The organism is Bradyrhizobium oligotrophicum S58 (assembly GCF_000344805.1).
In the GTDB taxonomy this organism is placed as follows: Bacteria; Pseudomonadota; Alphaproteobacteria; order Rhizobiales; family Xanthobacteraceae; genus Bradyrhizobium; species Bradyrhizobium oligotrophicum.
This window is the reverse complement of record NC_020453.1, coordinates 3,291,017-3,315,838: the sequence shown is the minus strand read 5'-3', so window position 1 is coordinate 3,315,838 and position 24,822 is coordinate 3,291,017. Positions and strand designations below refer to the sequence as shown.

General features: G+C 66.9%; 2 protein-coding genes. Both read right to left on the bottom strand.

Annotation, left to right across the window (positions count from 1 at the left end; all coding sequences use genetic code 11):
- Positions 1 to 2 precede the first annotated feature (2 nt).
- A complete protein-coding gene (locus S58_RS14330) occupies positions 3 to 12,401 on the bottom strand; it encodes a non-ribosomal peptide synthetase (protein WP_015666045.1) in 12,399 nt (4,132 codons plus the stop codon).
- Entirely contained in the window at positions 12,401 to 24,661 is a 12,261-nt protein-coding gene (locus tag S58_RS14325; protein ID WP_015666044.1) for a non-ribosomal peptide synthetase, read from the bottom strand. Before S58_RS14325 ends, S58_RS14330 begins: the two co-directional genes overlap by 1 nt.
- Positions 24,662 to 24,822 lie beyond the last annotated feature (161 nt).

Here is a 24,822-nt window from a genome sequence, read left to right as displayed (position 1 = left end):
TCTCAGATATGCAGAGCGTCCTGCAGGAGCGGAAAATCGGACAGCGTAAAGCCGCCGTCGCTCGTCTCGCAGTGCTCGATCATGTGGCGAAGACGCGAGGCAAACTCCTCCGCCAAGGCCTCGATGGTTGATGCCTCGTGACATGCATGGCTGTAGGCCCATTGCATCTGCAGGCGGCCGTCGCCGACATGGGCGGACACGTCGATCAGATGCGCGCGGCGGTTGGCCGCGTGCTGCTCGCGGCCGACGTCCTCGGCGGCAAAGCCGAAGCCCTGCCCGCCGGCCGCGCCGTCGAGCTGGCCGAGATAGTTGAAGCTCACCTCGACTTCAGGTGCCGGCACATCGACGCCGCCGAGATGACGCAACACACCGTAGCCGACGCCACGATGCGGCACCGCCCGCAACTGCTCCTTCACCTGCTTCAGCGCCGCGCCGGGATCGGCGTCCCCTTCCAGCTCCAGCAGCACCGGGAACAGGCTGGTGAACCAGCCCACCGTCCGCGACACGTCGATCTCGCCGAACAGCTCCTCGCGGCCGTGACCCTCCAGGCCGACCAGCAACCGCCGCTGCCCGGTCCAGCCGGCGAACGCCTGCACCAGCGCCGTCAGCAGCACGTCGTTGATCTCTGTATGGTAGACCTCCGGCACCTCCTGCAGCAGCGCCCGGGTCTCGTCAGCATCCAGCGCGAGCTTCACCAGCTGCACGTGGCCGGCCGTGTTGGCACCATCCGCATGGTCACGCGGCAGGCGCGGCGCTGTTTCCCATGGCTGACTCCGCCAGTAGCTCAGTTCCTCCCGTGCGGCCTCGGATTGCGCATAGGCCACCAGCCGCTCCGCCCAGTGCCGGAACGCGGTCGTCTTCGGCGGCAGCCGCACCTGCTCGTCCCGCCGCAGCGCCGACAGCGCCGTGCCGAGATCCTCCAGCAGGATCCGCCACGACACCCCGTCGACCACCAGATGATGAGCAATCAGCAGCAGCCGCTGGCCACCCTCGCCCAGATCGAACAGCGCCACCCGCAACACCGGTCCCTGCGCCAGATCCAGGCTCGCCTGCAGCCGCTCCGCATGCCTCTGCAATGCCGGTCCTCGCACGGCATCATCCAGGCCCGACAGATCGATCGCCTCGAACAGCTCTGCCGACTGCAGCGCCGTGTCGCTTGCATCATGGGTCTGCTGCCAGCCGTGCTCACCACGTGCAAACCGCAGCCGCAGCGCATCGTGCTGGCGCAGCAGCACGTCCAACGCCGACACCACCGGCTCTGGTGTCAGATCGCTGCCGTCGAGCAGCACCGCCTGGTTGAAGTGATCCGGCATCGTTAGATCCTGGGCGAAGAACCAATGCTGGATCGGCGTCAGCGGCACCGCGCCGACTACCAATCCCTGCTCCGCCGTCGCAGTGCTCGCTTTGCCCGCCACCGCAGCCAGCGCCGCGATCGTCTGCTGCTCGAACACCTGCCGCGCCGTCAGCGACAATCCCGACTGCCTGGCGCGGGCCACCACCTGGATCGACTGGATCGAGTCGCCGCCGAGTGCAAAGAAGTTGTCGGTGACGCTGATATGGTCGCGCTTGAGCACGTCGCGCCAGATCGCCGCCAGCGCCGCCTCGGTGGCATTGCGCGGCGCCACCATCGCGCCGGCCGGGCTCCAGTCGGGCGTCGGCAGCGCGTTGCGGTCGAGCTTGCCGTTCGGCGTCAGCGGCAGCGAGGCGAGCTTTACGATCGCCGACGGCACCATGTAGTCCGGCAAGCCCTGCTGCAACTGCTGACGCATGACGTCCATATCGACAGCCGCCCCCTCGCGCAGCACGGCATAGCCGACCAATCGGCGATCACCGCTGTCCTCCCGCACGACAACCGCTGCCTGCTCGACATCGGGCAGCGCCAGCATTGCCGCCTCGATCTCGCCGAGCTCGATCCGGAAGCCGCGGATCTTGACCTGATGATCGATACGGCCGAGATAATCGAGCGCGCCGGCCGCGCTCCACCGTGCCAGGTCCCCGGTGCGATACAGCCGCTCGCCCCGCGCGAACGGGCTCGGCACGAACCGCTCCGCCGTCAATCCCGGACGTTTCAGATAGCCACGCGCGAGTCCGGCGCCGCCAATATACAGCTCGCCGGCAACACCGATCGGCATCGGCTCCAGCCGCGGGTCGAGCACGTAGGCCTGCAGATCGGGAATGGTCTGACCGATCGCGCTCGCGGCCGCGCCGATGTCGGCCTGCCGCACCGGCCGCCAGGTCACATGCACCGTGGTCTCGGTGATCCCGTACATGTTGATCAGTTGCGGCGTGGTGTCGCCATGCCGCTCGAACCAAGGTGCCAGCTCGGCGAAATTCAAGGCCTCGCCGCCGAAGATCACGGTGCGTAGCGCGAGGGGACGCGACGTTTCCCGATCCGCACGGATCAAGCCGGCAAACGCTGACGGCGTCTGGTTCAGCACCGTCACGCCCTCACGCGACAGCAGCGCGTGGAATTCCTCCGGCGAGCGGCTGATCCAATACGGTACCACCACCAGCCGGCCGCCCTTGAGCAGCGGCCCCCACAGCTCCCAGACCGAGAAGTCGAAGGCGAGCGAATGAAACAGCGTCCAGACGTCCTGCGGACCGAAGCAGAACCAGGCCTCGGTGGCCGCGAACAGCCGGGTGACGCAGGCATGGGTGATCAGCGTTCCCTTCGGCCGTCCGGTCGAACCGGACGTGTAGATCACGTAAGCGAGGTTGTCCGGCACGCAGCAATTGACCGGCTCCGTCTCAGCCTGCTCCGCGATTGCTGCAGCATCAGCTTTGAACTGCACGACGATGGCAGCGGTCGCCGGCAGCCGTTCCATGAGCGCATCCTGCGCCAGCAGCACGCGCGCGCCGGCATCCTCCAGCGTGCTAGCCAGCCGCTCCGGCGGATGGCTTGGGTCGAGCGGCAGATATGCGCCGCCCGCCTTGAGGATGCCGAGCACGCCGACCACCATGTCGATCGAACGTTCGGCATATAGTCCGACGATCACATCGGGACCGACACCGAGGCCGCGCAGGTGATGTGCGAGCTGGTTGGCGCGTTGCTCCAGCGCCCGGTAGCTCAGCGTCTGATCCTCGCAGCTGACAGCCATCGCCTTCGGCGTCCGCTTCGCCTGCGATGCGAACAGCTCGTGCAAGCATTCGTGTTGCCGATAGGCGGTCGGATCAGCAGCGGGAGCAACGAGTTGCTGACGCTCCTCCTCGCTCAACAGCGAGATGGAAGATAGTTGTCGCCCGGGATCTGCGACGATCTCGGCGAGCAGTCGAGCCAGATGCGCGATGAGCCGCCCGGCTGCGTCCCCGGCGACCCGCGTGCTGTCGGCGATCAGCCGCAACGACAATGCAGCGCCCACCGTCACCTGCAGCGTCAGCGGATAGTTGGTCCGCTCCAGCGGCGCCACCTCGCTGACCCGCAGCCGCTGCTGGCCGCTCAACGCCGTCATCTCCACCGGATAGTTCTCGAACGCCACGATGCTCTCGAACAGCGCCGTGCCTTCGGCGACCTCGCTCCAGCGCTGCACATCCACGAGCGCGCTCGACTGATGCTCGGTCAGCTCGCTCTGCCGCGCCTGGATCTCGCCCAGCCACTCCAGCACCGTTGCCGAACCCGGCAATCCCACCCGCAGCGGCAGTGTATTGATGAACAGTCCGACCGTACGCTCGACATCCGCCAGCTCCGCCGGCCGGCCCGAGACGGTGACGCCGAACACCACGTCGTCGCTGCCGCCGTAGCGGCCGAGCAGCAGCGCCCACGCGCCCTGCACCAAGGTGTTGATGGTCAGACGATGCTGCCGCGCAAAACGCTCGAGATCGCCGAGCGCCAGCTCGCTTTGATGCTCGACATGGCGCTCCGTCGCATCGGCATGCGACGTCGGCATCGGGCGGCCGAGCCCGAACGAGGATGGCGTGTCGAACCCGGCGAGACGCCGGCGCCAATGCGCTTCTGCCCGCACCAGGTCCTGGCGCTGCAGCCAGCCGATATAATCCTTGAACGGCCGCACCGGCGACAGCGCCGGCGCCTCGCGCCGGCTCAGCGCCGCATAGGCCGCAAACACCTCGTCGAGCAGCAGCGGCAGCGACCAGCCGTCCAGCACGATGTGATGCACGTTCCACAGCAGCCGGTGATCGTCGTCGCCGATCCGGATCAGGTTGAGCCGCATCAACGGCGGCTGGGCGAAGTCGAAGCCGCGGCTGCGCTCTGACCGCTGCAGCTCGGCGAAGCGCGTCGCCTGCTCATCTGCCGGCAGATGCCGCCAGTCCTCGCGGACGAACGGCAGCGCCGCCTCGCGCAGCACCACCTGCTGGGGCACGTCGAGATCATGGCCGACGAAGGCCGTGCGCAGCACCGCGTGCCGCGAGACTACCAGCCGCCACGCCTGCTCGAACGCCTCGGCATCGAGCGCACCCTGCAGCCGGCACGCCAGCGAGATCACATAGACCGCTGCATCCGGCTCATACAGGCTGTGGAACAGTAGCCCGCGCTGCAGCGGCGACAGCGGATAGATGTCTTCGATCCGCCGCGCGCCGCCGACCGAAGTAACGACACGGTCGAGATCGTCCTGCTCCAGCTGCGCCAGCGGCACGTCCGACGGCGTCAGGCCGCCTTCACTCCTCCGGCAATGCGCGATCAGCTCGCGCAGTGCCGCGACATGGCGCAGGGCCAACCGCTCGATCGTCGCGGCCTCGTGCAGCTCGCCGCCGTAGAACCAACGCAGCTCCAGGCTGCCATGACCGACATGGGCGGACACGTCGATCAGATGCGCGCGGCGGTTGGCCGCGTGCTGCTCGCGGCCGACATCCTCCGCCGCAAAGCCGAAGCCCTGCCCGCCGGCTGCGCCGTCGAGCTGGCCGAGATAGTTGAAGCTCACCTCGACCTCCGGCGCCGGCAGATCGACGCCGCCGAGATGACGCAACACACCGTAGCCGACGCCACGATGCGGCACCGCCCGCAACTGCTCTTTCACCTGCTTCAGCGCCGCGTCGGGATCGCCGGCTCCCTCCACCTCCAACAGAACCGGGAACAGGCTGGTGAACCAGCCCACCGTCCGCGACACGTCGACCTCGCCGAACAGCTCCTCGCGGCCGTGCCCCTCCAGGCCAACCAGCAACCGTTTCTGCCCGGTCCAGCCGGCAAACGTCTGCACCAGCGCCGTCAGCAGCACGTCGTTGATCTCTGTGTGGTAGACCGCCGGCACCTCCTGCAACAGCGCCCGGGTCTCGTCAGCATCGAGCGCGATCTTCACCAGCTGCACGTGGCCGGCCGTGTTCGCACCATCCGCGTGGTCACGCGGCAGGCGCGGCGCCGTCTCCCAGGGCTGACTCCGCCAGTAGCTCAGCTCATCTCGTGCGGCCTGCGATTGCGCATACGCCGTCAGCCGCTCCGCCCAGTGCCGGAACGCGGTCGTCTTCGGCGGCAGCCGCACCTGCTCGCCCTGCCGCAGCGCCGACAGCGCCGTGCCGAGATCCTCCAGCAGGATCCGCCACGACACCCCGTCGACCACGAGGTGATGGGCGATCAGCAGCAGCCGCTGGCCACCCTCGCCCAGATCGAACAGCGCCGCCCGCAGCACCGGCCCCTGCGCCAGATCCAGGCTCGCCTGCAGCCGCTCCGCATGCCGCCGCAACGCAGGTCCGTGCACGGCGGCATCGAGGCCCGACAGATCGATCGCCTCGAACAGCTCTGCCGACTGCAACGCGGCTGCGCTCGCATCATGCGTCTGCTGCCAGCCGTGCTCACCACGTGCAAACCGCAGCCGCAGCGCATCGTGCTGGCGCAGCAGCACGTCCAACGCCGACACCACCGGCTCTGGTGTCAATCCCGTGCCGTCGAGCAGCACCGCCTGGTTGAAGTGATCCGGCACCGCCAGATCCTGGGCGAAGAACCAATGCTGGATCGGCGTCAGCGGCACGGCCCCTGTCACCAGGCCCTGCTCCGCTGTGGCGACCGCCGCCTTGCCGGCCACCGCCGCAAGGGCCGCGATCGTCTGCTGCTCGAACACCTGCCGCGCCGTCAGCGACAATCCCGCCTGCCTGGCGCGGGCCACCACCTGGATCGACTGGATCGAGTCGCCGCCGAGTGCAAAGAAGTTGTCGGTGACGCTGATATGGTCGCGCTTGAGCACGTCGCGCCAGATCGCCGCCAGCGCCGCCTCGGTGGCATTGCGCGGCGCCACCATCGCGCCGGCCGGGCTCACGTCCGGCGCCGGCAGCGCGTTGCGGTCGAGCTTGCCGTTCGGTGTCAGCGGCAACGCCGCGAGCATCACGATCGCCGACGGCACCATGTAGTCCGGTAGTGTCCGCTGCAGTTCTCCGCGCAACGTCGCTACATCGAGCTGGACCTCAGGCTGCGCCACCACATAGCCCACCAGCCGCTTGCCGCTGGCGTCCTCGCGTAGCACCACCGCCGCCTGGGCAACACCGATTTGCGCCGTCAGCGCCGCCTCGATCTCGCCGAGTTCGATCCGGAAGCCGCGCAGCTTCACCTGGTGGTCGAGCCGGCCGAGATAATCCAGCGCGCCATCCGCCCGCCACCGCGCCAGGTCCCCGGTGCGATACAGCCGCTCGCCACGCGCGAACGGACTCGGCACGAACCGCTCCGCGGTCAGCGAGGGACGATGCAGATAGCCCCGCGCCAATCCGACGCCGCCGATGTAGAGCTCACCGGCAACGCCGATCGGCACCGGCTCAAGTCGTGCGTCCAGGAGGTAAACCCGGGTGTTCGGCAACGCACGGCCGATCGGCGGACGGCGCTCGTCGCCGCAGCGAGCCATCGTCGTGCATACGCTGGACTCGGTCGGGCCATAGGCGTTGAACACGCTGCGGCCCGGAAGCCACGGCCGCAGCAGCTCCGCCGTGCAGGCCTCGCCGCCTGCGATCAGGATCTTCAGGTCAGGCAGCGGCGTCACCGGCAAGGCTGCCAGCGCTGCCGGCGGCAGCAGCACCGCCGTCACTCGCTGCCGCAGCAACAGCTCATGCAGCGGCTCGCCCGGCATCAGATCATGCTGGGCCGCCAGCACCAGTGCCGCGCCGACCCGCCAGCTCATCACCAGATCCCACACCGCCGCATCGAAGCTGATCGACGCGAACTGCAGGATGCGATCACTTGCTTGCAGCGGCAGCTGGTCGAGCTGCGCATCGGCGAGATTCATGATGCCGCGATGCGACGTCATCACGCCCTTCGGCCGCCCGGTCGAGCCCGAGGTGTAGATTACGTAGGCTAGGTGATCCGCATCGCAGGGGGGCGACGGCGCTGTGTCGAGATGACGACCGATGGCGGCCGCATCACCATCGAGCCGCACCAGCATCGCGTCCGTCGCCGGCAGCCGCTCCAGCAGCGCCGCCTGCGTCACCAGCACGCTCACCCTGGCATCATCCAGGATATAGGCCAGCCGCTCCGCCGGATAACGCGGGTCCAGCGGCAGGTAGGCGCCGCCCGCCTTGAGAATGCCGAGCACGCCGACCACCATGTCGAGCGAGCGCTCCAGGTACAGTCCGACGATCACATCGGGACCGACGCCGAGGCTCTGCAGATGATGCGCCAGTTGATTGGCTCGCCGCTCCAGCGCGCCATAGCTAAGCTCCGCGTCATCCATCACCAGCGCGACCGCGTCCGGCCGGCGCGCCGCCTGCTCCGCGAACAGCTCGTGCAAACAGCGATCCTGCGCATAGACCGCGCTGCCGCCGCTCCACGCCACCAGTTGCTGCCGCTCCGCTGCACTCAGCAGGCTCAGCTCCGACAAGCGCCCGTCGGGGTTTGCCGCGATCCCCTGCAGCAGTCGGACGAAGTGATCTGAAAACCGTACGATCGTCGCTGCATCGAACAGATCCGTGGCGTATTCCAAGGCGCACTCGATCCCCGCAGGAGACTCACTCACAAAGAGCGTAAGGTCGAACTTCGTCGTATGATGGTCGACCTCCATTTCCACCCGGCTGACCGTCAGTCCCTCGAGCGCCAATGCGTCGAAGGGAAAGTTTTCGAACGACAGGCAGGCCTGAAACAACGGCTGCCGTGACAGGTCACGTTCGGGCTGTATCGCTTCGAGCAGCTTTTCGAACGGCAGCTCCTGGTGCGCATAAGCGTCCAGCGCCGTCCGCTTGGTGCGCGCCAGGAGCTCGCGAAATCGGGGATCATTCGACAGGTCGCAGCGCATCACCAGCATGTTGACGAACATGCCGATCAGATCGTCGAGCTCGGGTCGCGAGCGACCGGTTACGGGCGAGCCGATGAGAATATCGTGTTGATCGCTATAGCGAGACAGCAGCGCGGAGAAGGCCGCGAGAAAAACCATATAGAGGGTGGCGCCTTCGCGGCGCGCCAGCGTCCTGAGCTGTTCGGACAGGTCGCTGGCCAGGACGAAGCGCGACGTTGCCCCGGCGAAGGACTGTACGGCAGGACGCGGGCGATCGGTCGGCAAAACCAGAGTCGTCGCCGCACCCGCGAGCCGCCGACGCCAATAGTCGAGACATTCGTCGCAGCCATGGCCATCGAGCAAATTGCGCTGCCAGATCGCATAATCGGCGTATTGAACAGCCAGAGGCCCGAGGCGCGAGGAACGTCGCTCGCGCCGCGCGCTGTAGGCGACCCCAAGCTCCCGCAGCAGCAGCCCGACCGACCAGCCATCCGCAACGATGTGGTGCACGTTGATCAGCAGCAGGTGCTCTCGATCGTCCAGACGCAGGACGGCTGCACGGAGCAAGGGCCCAGCCTGAAGATCGAACCGCTCGCTGCCATGCGCGTGAATCAGGCGTTGAACTTCACTTCGCACGTGATCGTCGCCGCGCACCGACAGATCGACCAGCTCGCAGCGGAACGCACTGTCGTCCTCGATGATCTGAGCCCCCTGCCCGTCCACAATCGCGAAGCGGGTGCGCAGACTTTCGTGACGGCGCACGATCTCGTGCAGGCTCGCCTGCAATGCCCCGAGATCAAGTTCTCCCTCCAGCCGGAGCGCCCCCGCCATGTTGTAGGCCGCGCCAACCAGCCCGACCTGGTCGAGAAACCACAATGCCTCCTGCGCGCATGAGAGCGGAATCAGATGCGGTCGCGGCGCGGCGGTCACGGGCAGCGACACAATTCCCGTGGTTTCGCGCCGCGCCTGCTCGACGGCAGTTGCGAGCATTCTGATCGTCGGCGCCTCGAACACCCGCCGCAGCGGCAATTCAACGTCGAGCGCAGCGTTCAGCAGTCCGATCAGACGTGCAGCGACCAGCGAGTGACCGCCCGATTCGAAGAAGTCGTCGTCAATGCTCGGTGCCGTCCCACCGAGCGCATCGCTCCAGATGGCAGCGACCAACTCCTGGGTGGCCGTTGCCGGAGCGACGCGTCGTTTCGCAACGAGCGAGGCCGGCTCCGGCAACCTTGCCCGATCAAGTTTTCCGTTCGACGTCAAAGGCAACCGATCCAGGACCACCACTTGCGACGGCACCATGTAGTCGGGCAACGACTGCTTCAGCTGCTGTCGGATCTGCTCTGTCGATGGGCTGCCATCGGACGCCGGCGTGACATAGGCGATGAGCTGCTTGCCGTTCGCGCCTTCGCGAACCAGCACAACCGCCTGTCCAACGGCGTGCAGCTCGCGCAATGCGGCTTCGATCTCCTGCAGCTCGATACGGAAGCCACGGATCTTGACCTGTCCATCGCGCCGGCTGAGATACTCGATGTTGCCGTCGGCCAACCGCCTGACGATGTCTCCCGTCGCATACAGACGGCTGCCCGGCCTGCCGAATGGATCGGGGATGAATTTCTCGGCCGTCAATGCGGGCCGCCGCCAATAGCCATGTGCGAGGCCATCGCCGCCGACATGGAGTTCGCCCGGCACGTTGAGCGGAACCGGCTGCAACCTGTCATCGAGGACATGACAGCTGCCGTTGGCGAGCGGACCACCGATCGGAATGGTCCGGGCGTCCGCAGCTACGTGCGCGACTTCGAGCCAGGTGCTGAATGCGGTTGCCTCGGTCGGCCCGTACATGTGCAGCAGCCGTTGCGGCGCGCCACCGGCCAGCACGCTTGCCACCGCACGCGGATCGGCCGCCTCGCCGCCAAACAGGACGACCCGCAGCGGAGCGAAGATGTCCGGAGTATCTTGCGACAGCCGATTGAACAGCGCCGTGGTCACGATCGTGCAACTGATGCGCTGGTCGCGGAGACAAGCTGCGAGCCGCTGCGAGGACAGCGCCGTATCCCGGTCGATGATCACGATGGCAGCGCCGTTGAGAAGCGCGCCCCACAATTCGAAAGTTGCCGCGTCGAAAGACGGGCTGGCGAGGTGAGCGATCCGATCGTCCGGAGAGAGCTTGATGTAATCAGTTCCAAGCAAAAGCCGGGAGATCGCCCGATGCGGCACGGCGATGCCCTTGGGAAAACCCGTCGAGCCCGACGTGAACATGATGTAGGCGACGGCTTCGCCGCCGGCTCCGCTGGTGCAGGGAGCATCGGTGGGATCCACCTGGTCCGTCCCAAGGAACGGCAAGTCCGCCGGAACCATGCCGCCCGGACCCGCCACGACGGCAGCGACGCCGGCGTCCTTCATCATGAAGCCGAGGCGCTCCTCGGGATAGCTGGGGTCGAGCGGCACGTAGCAAGCGCCGGCCTTGATGATCCCCAGCATGCCGGCGACGAGGCCGGCGGAACGCTCGCCGGAAAGTCCAACGCTGGCGCCCGCCCCGATCCCTCGTTCGCGCAACCCGGCCGCAATGCCATTGCTCCAGCGATCGAGCTCCTGATAGCTGATGCTGCGCGCGCCATCCACGATGGCAACGGCCTGCGGATCACGCGCCACCTGATCCGCAAACAGCCCATGAAGGGACCGATCGCGCGGAAACAAGCGAGACGTCCTGTTCAGACCGAAGATGAGATCGAGACGTTCGGCGTCCTTCATCAGCGGCAAGTCGGCCACGCGTGCATGCGGATCCGCAACGATCGCGTGCAGCAGATGCTGAAAATGAGCTGCTAGATTAGAAATCGTATCGGGATGGAACAGCTCCGCGGCGTATTCGATCGAGACATCGAGCCCTGCAGTCTTCTCATAGACATGGAGCGTCAGGTCGAATTTGGTCTGCCGGGACCGGCCGGGAATCGGAGTGAGCCGCAACCCGGGAAGCACGAACTCCTCGAACGGCTCCTGCTGGAGAGCAAACATCACCTGCACCAGGGGATGCATGGTCAGGTCGCGATCAGGCTGCAGCGCCTCAACCAGTCGTTCGAACGGCAGATCCTGATACGCATAGGCATCGAGCACCGTGGCCTTCACCTGCGCCAGCAGATCGACGAAGCGCTGGCTTCCGGAGCAATCGGCGCGGATCACGAGGATATTGGCGAAGAAGCCGATCAGATCCTGCAGCTCGTGGCGGCGACGGCCCGCGACCGGCGATCCCACCACCACGTCAGTCTGGCCGCTGTAGCGTGACAGCAGCAGTTGAAACGCCGAAAGCAGGACCATGAACAGGGTGGCGTTCTCGCCGCGAGCCAGCGCCCGCAGCTTCGAGGCAGCCGCCTCGGACATGCCGAATGAGTAATTCGCGGCGGTAAAGGTCGAGACGGCGGCGCGCGTTCGATGGATCGGCAGTTCCAGTTGCGGTGGCGCGCCCGACAGCTGCTTCGTCCAATAAGTCAATTGGCGTTCGAGAGCCTCGCCGGCCAGCCAGTGGCGTTGCCAGAGCGCATAGTCGGCATATTGCACCGGCAAGGGGCGGAGTGGAGACGGTTCTCCCGCGCAAAATGCGCGGTACAGCCCGGTGATCTCTCCAATCAGGACTTCCGTCGACCACGCATCGGAGACGATGTGATGCATGGCAATGAGCAGCACGTGGCGGCGAGGCGCCAACCGGAGCAGTCGAACGCGGAATGGTGGCGCGGCTTGGAGATCGAACGGCTGTCCGGCGTGAGCGGAACATTGCTCGTCGAGCTCGGCCGCCTGCTCCTCCACGGGCAAAGGCGACAGATCGATCAGCTCGAGTTGACATGACGGCTCCGCATCCGCGATCTGCCGCGGCTGCCCTGCCGCGATTTCGAACCGCGTCCGCAGGACTTCATGCCGCCTGACGATCGTGTCGAAGGTTTTTCGCAGCGCCTGCTCATCGAGATCTCCCTCCAACCGAAAGGCCGCCGCGACGTGGTAGGACGACTTGGCGAGGCCGAGCTGTTCGAGAAACCAAAGGCGCTCCTGGGCAAAGGACAACGGGAGATCACCGCTGCGGGCGACCTCGATCGGAGGCAGCTCATCACTCGCCGAATATGCGTCCTGCAGAAATGTCGAAATTTCCGATTGACGCACACGCAGCTCGTCGAGCCGTTCGCGGGTCATGACGCCCTTCGGTGCGCGATAGCGGACACGGCCGTTCTCGGACCAGATCTGCACGCCGTCTCGGCGCAGCGAGGAAAGCAGCTTCTCGATCATCAGATGACTCCTTCCTCGAGCTCTGTCCCGTCTGCCGGCGAATATTGTTGCGGATGCGCCCAGCCGAACGCCTCGAGCCGCTCCGCGAGCTCTCCGAGATTCGTCGCCTCGAACATCGCCCTCAGGGGAACATTCAGCCCAAGCTCCTTCTGCGTGCGTGCGATTGCGCGCGTTGCGGAAAGCGAGTCGCCGCCGAGCGCAAAGAAGTTGTCGGTGACGCTGATGTGCTCGCGCTTGAGCACGTCGCGCCAGATCGCCGCCAGCGCCGCCTCGGAGGCATTGCGCGGCGCCACCACCGCGCCGGCCGGGCTCACGTCCGGCGCCGGCAGCGCGTTGCGGTCGAGCTTGCCGTTCGGCGTCAGCGGCAACGCCGCGAGCATCACGATCGCCGACGGCACCATGTAGTCCGGCAGTGTCCGCTGCAGCCGCCCCCGCAATGTCTCCACATGGAGCTGGACCTCAGGCTGCGCCACCACATAGCCCACCAGCCGCTTGCCACCGGCGTCCTCGCGAAGCACCACCGCCGCCTGGGCAACACCGATTTGCGCCGTCAGCGCCGCCTCGATCTCGCCGAGTTCGATCCGGAAGCCGCGCAGCTTCACCTGGTGGTCGAGCCGGCCGAGATAATCCAGCGCGCCATCCGCCCGCCACCGCGCCAGATCCCCCGTCCGATAGAGCCGCTCGCCACGCGCGAACGGGCTCGGCACGAACCGCTCCGCGGTCAGCGAGGGACGATGCAGATAACCTCGCGCCAATCCGACGCCGCCGATATACAGCTCGCCGGCAACACCGACCGGCATCGGCTCAAGTCGTGCATCAAGCACGTAGAGCTGGATGTTGCTGATCGGCCGGCCGATCGGCACCTGCGTTGCCTCCGGCTCGAGCCGACACGCCCAGGCGCTGACGTCGACCGCCGCCTCCGTGGGGCCGTACAGATTGTGCAGCCGGCTCGCGAGCGCGGTGAGGAATCGGGTCTGCGTCTCCGCCGGCAGCGCCTCGCCGCTGCAGATCACGTCGCGCAGGCTGCCGCAGCGGCCGAGCTCCGCTGTCTCCAGGAACGCCTGCAGCATCGACGGCACGAAGTGCATCACCGTCACACTGTGACGTTCGATCAGCTCTGACAGATAGGCCGGATCCTGATGCCCGCCGGGACGCGCGATCACCAGCTCTGCGCCTTGCATCAGCGGCCAGAATAACTCCCACACCGAGACGTCGAAGCCGAACGGCGTCTTCTGCATCACGACGTCCTCCGGCCTCAGCCGGTAGGCGTCTTGCATCCAGGCGAGCCGGTTGACAATGCCGCGATGGCTGTTCATCACGCCCTTCGGCCGCCCCGTCGAGCCGGACGTGTAGATCACGTAAGCGAGGTTGTCCGGGGCGCAGGCTGAGATGGGTGCCATATCAGACCGGCATGAGATCGCGGCAGCATCCGCTTCGAACTGCACTACGATCGCATCAGTGGTTGGCAGCCGCGCGGTGAGCAGATCCTGCGCCAGCACCACGCGCGCGCTGGCATCCTCCAGCATGATCGCCAGCCGCTCCGGCGGAAGGCCCGGATCGAGCGGCAGATAGGCGCCGCCAGCCTTGAGAATGCCGAGCAGCCCGATCACCATCTCCAGCGAGCGCTCGGCGCAGATGCCGACCACGACGTCGGAGCCGACGCCGAGGCTCTGCAGGTGACGTGCAAGCTGGTTGGCTCGACGCTCCAGCCCGTCGTAACTGAGCGTCTCGCTCTCATAGCGCAACGCGATCGCCTCGGGTGTCCGTCGCGCCTGCGCCTCGATCAGCTCATGCAGCAGCCCCTCACGATAGCTCACCGCTGTTGCGTTGAAGGCGCTCACCACTTCATGACGCTCCTCCTTGCTCAACAGCGAGATGGAAGATAATTGTCGCCCGGGATCTGCGACGATCTCGGCGAGCAGTCGAGCCAGATGCGCGATGAGCCGCCCGGCTGCGTCCCCGGCGACCCGCGTGCTGTCGGCGATCAGCCGCAACGACAATGCAGCGCCCACCGTCACCTGCAGCGTCAGCGGATAGTTGGTCCGCTCCAGCGGCGCCACCTCGCTGACCCGCAGCCGCTGCTGGCCGCTCAACGCCGTCATCTCCACCGGATAGTTCTCGAACGCCACGATGCTCTCGAACAGCGCCGTGCCTTCGGCGACCTCGCTCCAGCGCTGCACATCCACGAGCGCGCTCGACTGATGCTCGGTCAGCTCGCTCTGCCGCGCCTGGATCTCGCCCAGCCACTCCAGCACCGTTGCCGAACCCGGCAATCCCACCCGCAGCGGCAGTGTATTGATGAACAGTCCGACCGTACGCTCGACATCCGCCAGCTCCGCCGGCCGGCCCGAGACGGTGACGCCGAACACCACGTCGTCGCTGCCGCCGTAGCGGCCGAGCAGCAGCGCCCACGCGCCCTGCACCAAGGTGTTGATGGTCAGACGATGCTGCCGCGCAAAACGCTCGAGATCGCCGAGCGCCAGCTCGCTTTGATGCTCGACATGGCGCTCCGTCGCATCGGCATGCGACGTCGGCATCGGGCGGCCGAGCCCGAACGAGGATGGCGTGTCGAACCCGGCGAGACGCCGGCGCCAATGCGCTTCTGCCCGCACCAGGTCCTGGCGCTGCAGCCAGCCGATATAATCCTTGAACGGCCGCACCGGCGACAGCGCCGGCGCCTCGCGCCGGCTCAGCGCCGCATAGGCCGCAAACACCTCGTCGAGCAGCAGCGGCAGCGACCAGCCGTCCAGCACGATGTGATGCACGTTCCACAGCAGCCGGTGATCGTCGTCGCCGATCCGGATCAGGTTGAGCCGCATCAACGGCGGCTGGGCGAAGTCGAAGCCGCGGCTGCGCTCTGACCGCTGCAGCTCGGCGAAGCGCGTCGCCTGCTCATCTGCCGGCAGATGCCGCCAGTCCTCGCGGACGAACGGCAGCGCCGCCTCGCGCAGCACCACCTGCTGGGGCACGTCGAGATCATGGCCGACGAAGGCCGTGCGCAGCACCGCGTGCCGCGAGACTACCAGCCGCCACGCCTGCTCGAACGCCTCGGCATCGAGCGCACCCTGCAGCCGGCACGCCAGCGAGATCACATAGACCGCTGCATCCGGCTCATACAGGCTGTGGAACAGTAGCCCGCGCTGCAGCGGCGACAGCGGATAGATGTCTTCGATCCGCCGCGCGCCGCCGACCGAAGTAACGACACGGTCGAGATCGTCCTGCTCCAGCTGCGCCAGCGGCACGTCCGACGGCGTCAGGCCGCCTTCACTCCTCCGGCAATGCGCGATCAGCTCGCGCAGTGCCGCGACATGGCGCAGGGCCAACCGCTCGATCGTCGCGGCCTCGTGCAGCTCGCCGCCGTAGAACCAACGCAGCTCCAGGCTGCCATGACCGACATGGGCGGACACGTCGATCAGATGCGCGCGGCGGTTGGCCGCGTGCTGCTCGCGGCCGACATCCTCCGCCGCAAAGCCGAAGCCCTGCCCGCCGGCTGCGCCGTCGAGCTGGCCGAGATAGTTGAAGCTCACCTCGACCTCCGGCGCCGGCAGATCGACGCCGCCGAGATGACGCAACACACCGTAGCCGACGCCACGATGCGGCACCGCCCGCAACTGCTCTTTCACCTGCTTCAGCGCCGCGTCGGGATCGCCGGCTCCCTCCACCTCCAACAGAACCGGGAACAGGCTGGTGAACCAGCCCACCGTCCGCGACACGTCGACCTCGCCGAACAGCTCCTCGCGGCCGTGCCCCTCCAGGCCAACCAGCAACCGTTTCTGCCCGGTCCAGCCGGCAAACGTCTGCACCAGCGCCGTCAGCAGCACGTCGTTGATCTCTGTGTGGTAGACCGCCGGCACCTCCTGCAACAGCGCCCGGGTCTCGTCAGCATCGAGCGCGATCTTCACCAGCTGCACGTGGCCGGCCGTGTTCGCACCATCCGCGTGGTCACGCGGCAGGCGCGGCGCCGTCTCCCAGGGCTGACTCCGCCAGTAGCTCAGCTCATCTCGTGCGGCCTGCGATTGCGCATACGCCGTCAGCCGCTCCGCCCAGTGCCGGAACGCGGTCGTCTTCGGCGGCAGCCGCACCTGCTCGCCCTGCCGCAGCGCCGACAGCGCCGTGCCGAGATCCTCCAGCAGGATCCGCCACGACACCCCGTCGACCACGAGGTGATGGGCGATCAGCAGCAGCCGCTGGCCACCCTCGCCCAGATCGAACAGCGCCGCCCGCAGCACCGGCCCCTGCGCCAGATCCAGGCTCGCCTGCAGCCGCTCCGCATGCCGCCGCAACGCAGGTCCGTGCACGGCGGCATCGAGGCCCGACAGATCGATCGCCTCGAACAGCTCTGCCGACTGCAACGCGGCTGCGCTCGCATCATGCGTCTGCTGCCAGCCGTGCTCACCACGTGCAAACCGCAGCCGCAGCGCATCGTGCTGGCGCAGCAGCACGTCCAACGCCGACACCACCGGCTCTGGTGTCAATCCCGTGCCGTCGAGCAGCACCGCCTGGTTGAAGTGATCCGGCACCGCCAGATCCTGGGCGAAGAACCAATGCTGGATCGGCGTCAGCGGCACGGCCCCTGTCACCAGGCCCTGCTCCGCTGTGGCGACCGCCGCCTTGCCGGCCACCGCCGCAAGGGCCGCGATCGTCTGCTGCTCGAACACCTGCCGCGCCGTCAGCGACAATCCCGCCTGCCTGGCGCGGGCCACCACCTGGATCGACTGGATCGAGTCGCCGCCGAGTGCAAAGAAGTTGTCGGTGACGCTGATATGGTCGCGCTTGAGCACGTCGCGCCAGATCGCCGCCAGCGCCGCCTCGGTGGCATTGCGCGGCGCCACCATCGCGCCGGCCGGGCTCACGTCCGGCGCCGGCAGCGCGTTGCGGTCGAGCTTGCCGTTCGGTGTCAGCGGCAACGCCGCGAGCATCACGATCGCCGACGGCACCATGTAGTCCGGTAGTGTCCGCTGCAGTTCTCCGCGCAACGTCGCTACATCGAGCTGGACCTCAGGCTGCGCCACCACATAGCCCACCAGCCGCCTGCCGCTGGCGTCATCGCGCAACACCACCGCGGCCTGCGCGACGCCGGCCTGCGCCGACAACGCCGCCTCGATCTCGCCAAGCTCGATCCGGAAGCCGCGCAGCTTCACCTGGTGGTCGAGCCGGCCGAGATAATCCAGCGCGCCATCCGCCCGCCACCGCGCCAGGTCCCCGGTGCGATACAGCCGCTCGCCACGCGCGAACGGGCTCGGCACGAACCGCTCCGCGGTCAGCGAGGGACGATGCAGATAACCTCGCGCCAATCCGACGCCGCCGATATACAGCTCGCCGGCAACACCGACCGGCATCGGCTCAAGTCGTGCATCAAGCACGTAGAGCTGGATGTTGCTGATCGGCCGGCCGATCGGCACCTGCGTTGCCTCCGGCTCGAGCCGACACGCCCAGGCGCTGACGTCGACCGCCGCCTCCGTCGGGCCGTACAGATTGTGCAGCCGGCTCCCGAGCGCGGTGAGGAATCGGGTCTGCGTCTCCGCCGGCAGCGCCTCGCCGCTGCAGATCACGTCGCGCAGGCTACCGCAGCGGTCGAGCTCCGCCGTCTCCAGGAACGCCTGCAGCATCGACGGCACGAAGTGCATCACCGTCACACTGTGACGTTCGATCAGCTCTGACAGATAGGCCGGATCCTGATGCCCGCCGGGCCGCGCGATCACCAGCGCTGCGCCTTGCATCAGCGGCCAGAAGAACTCCCACACCGAGACGTCGAAGCCGAACGGCGTCTTTTGCATCACGACGTCCTCCGGCCTCAGCCGGTAGGCGTCCTGCATCCAGGCGAGCCGGTTGACGATGCCACGATGGCTGTTCATCACGCCCTTCGGCCGCCCCGTCGAGCCGGACGTGTAGATCACGTAAGCGAGGTTGTCCGGGGCGCAGGCTGAGATGGGTGCCATATCAGACCGGCATGAGATCGCGGCAGCATCCGCTTCGAACTGCACTACGATCGCATCAGTGGTTGGCAGCCGCGCGGTGAGCGCATCCTGCGCCAGCACCACGCGCGCGCTGGCATCCTCCAGCATGATCGCCAGCCGCTCCGGCGGAAGGCCCGGATCGAGCGGCAGATAGGCGCCGCCAGCCTTGAGAATGCCGAGCAGCCCGATCACCATCTCCAGCGAGCGCTCGGCGCAGATGCCGACCACGACGTCGGAGCCGACGCCGAGGCTCTGCAGGTGACGTGCAAGCTGGTTGGCTCGACGCTCCAGCCCGTCGTAACTGAGCGTCTCGCTCTCATAGCGCAACGCGATCGCCTCGGGTGTCCGTCGCGCCTGCGCCTCGATCAGCTCATGCAGCAGCCCCTCACGATAGCTCACCGCTGTTGCGTTGAAGGCGCTCACGACCTCCTGGCGTTCTTCGCCGCTCAGCAGAGCGATCGACCCCAGCTGTCGCGCAGGAGCCGCAACGATCTCCCCGAGCAGCCGGCGCAGATGCCGCGCCAATTGCGCAATCGACGGCTGGTCGAAACGCGCCGGATCATACATCAGCTTCATCGACGGCGATGCTCCCATCGCGACTTGAAGCGCGAGTGGATAGTTGATCCGGTTCACGGCACGGATCATGTCGATGTGGATAGTATGGTCGGACGCCTGCGCGCGCAGCTCGGTCGGATAGTTCTCGAACACCACGATGCTCTCGAACAGCGACTTCCCGCCCGCGACTTCGCCCCAGCGCTGCACATCCGCGAGCGCGCTATATTGATGCTCGGTCAATTCGCTCTGCCGCGCCTGGATCTCCCCCAGCCAATCCACTACGGTGGCGGAGCGCGATAGCTCGACGCGCAGCGGCAGCGTGTTGATGAACAGCCCGACCGTGCGCTCCACATCGGGCAGCTCCGCCGGACGGCCCGACACCGTGACGCCGAACACCACGTCCTCGGAGCCACTATAACGTCCGAGCAGCAGCGCCCATGCGCCCTGCACCAATGTATTGATCGTCAGATGATGCCGCCGGGCAAAACCTTCCAAGGCTTGCAGCTCAACCTGCAGGCCTTCCTGATGCTCCGCGTAGCGCCCCGCGGGGGGCACGGCGCGCGACCTCCGCTCGAGAGGGAGTGGAGTGGGCGCCTCAAATCCCGCCAGCCGACGACGCCACAGCGCCTCTGCAACCACAGGACTCCGGCTCTGCAACCACGTGACATAGTCGCGGAACGGGCGCGCCGCAGCAAGCCGCGGCAGCTCGCGCCGGCTCAACGCGCCATAGCAGTCGAACAGCTCGTCGAGCAGAATCGTGATCGACCAGCCATCCAGCAGAATGTGATGACAGGACCAGACGAGGCGATAGTCCTGCTCCGCAAACCTGACGAGCAACAGACGCATCAGCGGCGGCCGCGCAAAATCAAATCCACCGGCGCACTCGGCCTCCTCCAGGTTTGCCATCCGGCGGCTCTGGTCGGATGGCGAAAGCATGCGCCAATCCTCGACGGAAAAGGCCGGCTTGGCATCACGCATGACGACCTGCAGAGGCGTATCGAGATGCTGACCGAGGAAGGCGGAGCGCAACGCCGTATGGCGGGCGACCATGCTGTCCCAAGCGCGATGAAACGCATCGACGTCGAGCTTGCCGTGGAGGCGGCAGCCCAGCGTCGTGACATAGGCGCGCGACTGCGGTTCATACAGGCTGTGGAACAGCATGCCCTGCTGCGTCGGAGTCAGCGGATAGGCGTCCTCGACATTCTCCGGGTCATGGACGGCGCCGAGCAGTTCGTCCAGATCCGCGCGCAATATCTCGTCGGGCTGTGCAGCCGGGACCAGCGGCGCCAGGTGTTGTGGCGCTTGTCGTGGCGCTGCATCGGCGTGGCCTGCCGCGGCGGCGAGCGCGGCGATCGTCTGGTGTTCGAAGATCTGCCGGGACGTCAGCCTCATGCCGACCCGGTTGGCGCGCGCCACGACCTGGATCGACTGAATCGAGTCGCCGCCGAGCGCGAAGAAATTGTCCTCGATCCCGACCTGATCCAGCTTCAGGATGTCGCACCAGATCGACGCGAGCTTGCGTTCGCTCTCGGTCCGGGGAGCGATCATCTTGCCCAGCTCCGGTCGGCCTTCGGGCGCGGGGAGCGCCGCCCGGTCGATCTTGCCTCCGGGGGTCAGCGGCATGGCTTCGATTGGCACGATCGCCGCCGGGATCATGTAGTCCGGCAACCTCTGCTGCAGCGCCTGGCGCAATCGTTGCGCATATCTGTGGAGCAGTTCGGCAGCGCCGGGATCATTGCCATGGGCGCGTGACGAGGGCGCGGACGGACGCGGCAGCGCCACCGGGCGATCGACCCGCGCACGGTCGACGAAGACGACATCGTAGCACCCGGAGCCCGACGCCGACGTCCAACTTACACGAACGTCGTAGCCGAGCCGCTCGCCCAGCAGCCAGAACGTCTCGGGGTCCTCACCGGCGGGATCACGATCCTGGACAATGGCCAGATCCGTCAATGGCGCGGTCGGCTCACATGCGTCCAGCCATGTCATGCGCGCCAGATCGCGCGCCAGCCGGTCGTTGGAAACGCCGAGCACGGAGAGACTGGCAGGTCGTTCCTCGGCAAGAATGGCCGAAAGCTCGGGCAGCGAACTCGTTGCCCAATCGACGGTGCGGACCGGCAAGTCCGGCGTGCTGCCGCCGACATGGAGAACCACATCGTAGCGGTAGCGGCTCAGCTCGTTATGCGCCTGTCCCCTCTTCAGCAGGATCTCGACATCGCTGATGCGTGGCAGACGGTCTTGCAGCGCCAGAAAAAAGCTGGGATCGACCGCAAGTTCGGTCTCACGCTTGGCGGCCGCGAGCGCACGCGACTTGATGTCGCCGGCGCGTGCGCCCGGCTTCGCAAGCTCGATCTCGATCGAGGTGCGGAACGTCACGAGCAGCCCGAAGTGACGGACGTCGCCGACGAAGATGCGGCCGCCGTCGGCGACGGCATTCAGCGCCCCGCTGATCACGTCCTCCAGATAGCCGGTGTCCGGAAAGTATTGCACCACCGAGTTGATGACGACCGTATCGACCGATGCGGACTTCAAATCGGACAACGCGATGGCTTCGCGCTGCGCAAGCTCGACATGCGCCAGCTCGGGCCGGCTCTGGGCCCATCGCCGCAGGCCGTCGATCGCCGCCAGCGAGATGTCGGTGCCGCGATAGACGCGGCACGCGGGGGCAAGCTGTTGCAGCAACAAGCCGACACCACAGCCGATCTCGAGGATGCGCTCCGGCGCAAAGGCTGCGATGCGTTGCACGGTGGCCATCTGCCATTCGCGCATTTCTGCTTCGGGAATCGGCTCTCCGGTGTAGCTGTCGTTCCACCCGACGAAGCTCGGCGCCTTTGCCTGCCCCGTGCCGCCATAGGTCTCGTCGAACAGCGACTGCCAGCCGGCAACGCCGTCGTCGCTCTCACTCGCCCGCGTCTGGCGGCTTTCCGTCTTCAGTCGATCGAGATCGGCGACGACATAGGCGACCAGCCGCTTGTGACCGGGTCTGTCCTCACGCGCCAGTGCGATCGCCTGGCTGACGTTCGACTCCGCCAGCAGCGCGGCTTCGATCTCTCCCAGCTCGATCCTGAAGCCGCGCAGCTTGACCTGCTGATCGACGCGGCCGAGAAACTCCAACGCGCCGTCGGGCCGCCAGCGTCCGAGATCTCCGGTCCGATACAGTCGATCGCCGTGCCCGAACGGATCGGGGACGAAACGCTCGGCAGTCAGGCCGGGACGCGACAGGTAGCCGCGCGCCAACCCGGGCCCGGCGATATACAGCTCGCCCGGCACGCCGATCGGCGCCGGCTCGAAATGCTGATCGAGGACATGGACGCACGTATTGGCCAAAGGCCGCCCGATCGCCGGCGCGCGCGTCTCGGCCGCGCAGGGATGGACGGTGGTGCAGACGCTCGCCTCCGTCGGCCCGTAGGCATTGAGCACGACGCGCGCGCCGATCCAGGGCGCGACGACCTCGCCGGCGCAGGCCTCCCCGCCGACGAGCAGCGTCTTCAAATCCGGCAGCGGCTCGGCACCGAGCGTGCCGAGCGCAGACGGCGGCAGCAGAACCACCCCGATCCGCTCCCGCCGCAGCAGACCATGCAGCGACTCTCCCGGCATCGTCTCGTGACGATCGGCGATCACCAGCGCAGCGCCGCTGCGCCAACTCATCAGCAGCTCCCACACCGCGGCATCGAAGCTGAACGACGCGAACTGCAGGACACGGCTGTGCGCCCCGATCCGCAGCGGCGCAAGCTGCGCTTCCGCCAGGTTGGTCGCGCCGCGATGAGGAATCATCACGGCCTTGGGCCGGCCGGTCGAGCCCGAGGTGTAAATGACATAAGCGAGATGGTCGGCGTCGACGGCAACCGCCGGAGCGCTGATCGGGAGATCGGCGATCTCCGAGCTCAGCGCATCGAGAGAAGCGACCGTGACACCATCGGTCACGAGCCGATCGACGAGGCCAGTCTGCGTCAGCACCACGCGCGCGCCGGAATCGACCATCATGTAGGCGAGCCGCTCGGTCGGATAGCTCGGGTCGAGCGGCAGATAGGCGCCGCCAGCCTTGAGGACGCCGAGAACCGCGATCACCATGTCGAACGAGCGCTCGACGCAGATGCCGACGACGACGTCGGGGCCAACGCCGAGACCGCGGAGGTAATGCGCGAGCTGATTGGCGCGCGCGTCCACCTCCTTGTAGGTCAGCTCCTCGTCCCGCCTGGCGAGCGCCGGGAGGTCCGGGGTGCGCGCCGCCTGCGCCGCGAACAGCCCGTGCATCGTGCCGTGCGGCACCGCGATCTTCGGGGCAGGACTCAAATCAGTCAGGATCCGGCTGCGCTCCTCGTCAGACAGCAGCCGCAAGCGTGACAGCCGCACCTCGGGATCCGCAGCCGCGCTGTGGAGCAATTCGATGAATTGCGACGCAAGCCGCTGCATCGTTGCGGCGTCGAACAGATCCGTCGCATACAGCAGCGATCCAGCCAGTCGTCCGCCGACCTCCGTCATCGCCATTTCGATGTCGAACCGGACGGCATTGGCGCCTTCGTCGAAGCGCTCGACCTGAAGCCCAGGAAGCGTCATCTGCTCGAGCGAGACGTCCTGCAGCACGAACACCGTCTGAAAGATCGGCTGCCGGCTGAGGTCCCTGGTCGGCTGCAGCGCGTCGACGACCTTTTCGAACGGCAGGTCCTGGTGTTCATACGCGCCCAGCGCCGTCGACTTCACCCTTTGCACCAACTCGCGAAACGACGGATCGCCCTGCAGATCGGTACGCAGCGCCAGCAGGTTGACGAAGAAACCGATCAGATCATCGACTTCTGCGCGCACCCGCCCCGCAATCGGCGTTCCGACGACGACATCGCTCTGGCCGCTCCATCGCATCATCAGGGCCTTGAAGGCGGCCAGCAGCACCATGAACAGCGAGGCGCCCTCGCGGCGGCTCAGAGCTGCAAGCGCTGCCGAGGTTTCTCGATCCAGAGCGAAGCGATGCACCGCGCCCCGAAAACTCTGCGCAGCAGGACGAACCCGATCGGCCGGCAGCGCGAGGCCAGCCGGCGCGTCCGCCAGCCGCTGCCGCCAGTAAGCGAGTTGCGGCCGCTGCACCTCATCGTCCACCCATCGGCGGTGCCAGACCGCATAGTCGGCATATTGGATCGGAAGCTCGGGCAGCGGCGACGGCCGCCCCGCGGAATAGGCGCCGTAGAGTGCCGCCATCTCGCGGAAGAGAAGGCCGACCGACCAGCCGTCCGAGATGATGTGATGCATCGAGACCGCAAGGACGTGCTCCTGCTGGCCTGTTCTCAGCAATCCGCATCGAAACAGCTGATCGCTGTCGATCTCGAACGTCGCTTCCATCAGGCGGCGTGCCCACGCCTCCGGCGACACATCCGCACTGTCCGCAATCGCGAGCGCGATCTGCCAGGGCTGGTCGATCTGCTGGGTGGGTACGCCATCTCTCAGGCAGAACCGGGTTCGAAGGCTCTCCTGACGTCGGACGATCTCGGTGAGCGCCGCCGAGAGCGCCGCGATATCGAGCGCCCCCTTGAGGCGCACCGAGAGTCCGATCTGGTAGGCCGGCCCCAGACGTCCGAGCCGGTCGAAAAACCAAAGCCGTTCCTGCGCGAACGACAATTGCAGATCACCGCCGCGCGGCGTCCTCGGAATCCCAGCCGATTGGCCTTCCAGGAGATCGCGGACTTTGCGCTGTAGCAATGCACGACGACTGTCTCTGATGGCCGTCTTCGACATCGTCTGGCTCTCGGCTTTCTGCATCACGGTCGCCTGCTGGTGGGAGAACTCGCTCGGAGATCAACATCGCGCGTGAACACGTCACGGCGACGCAGTTGACGAAATTCAATCTTAGATTGTGTTTTTGATTATGAGAAAGGTTGACGACCGGTCGAGGCGATCAATCGATGATGGCCTCGGATCGC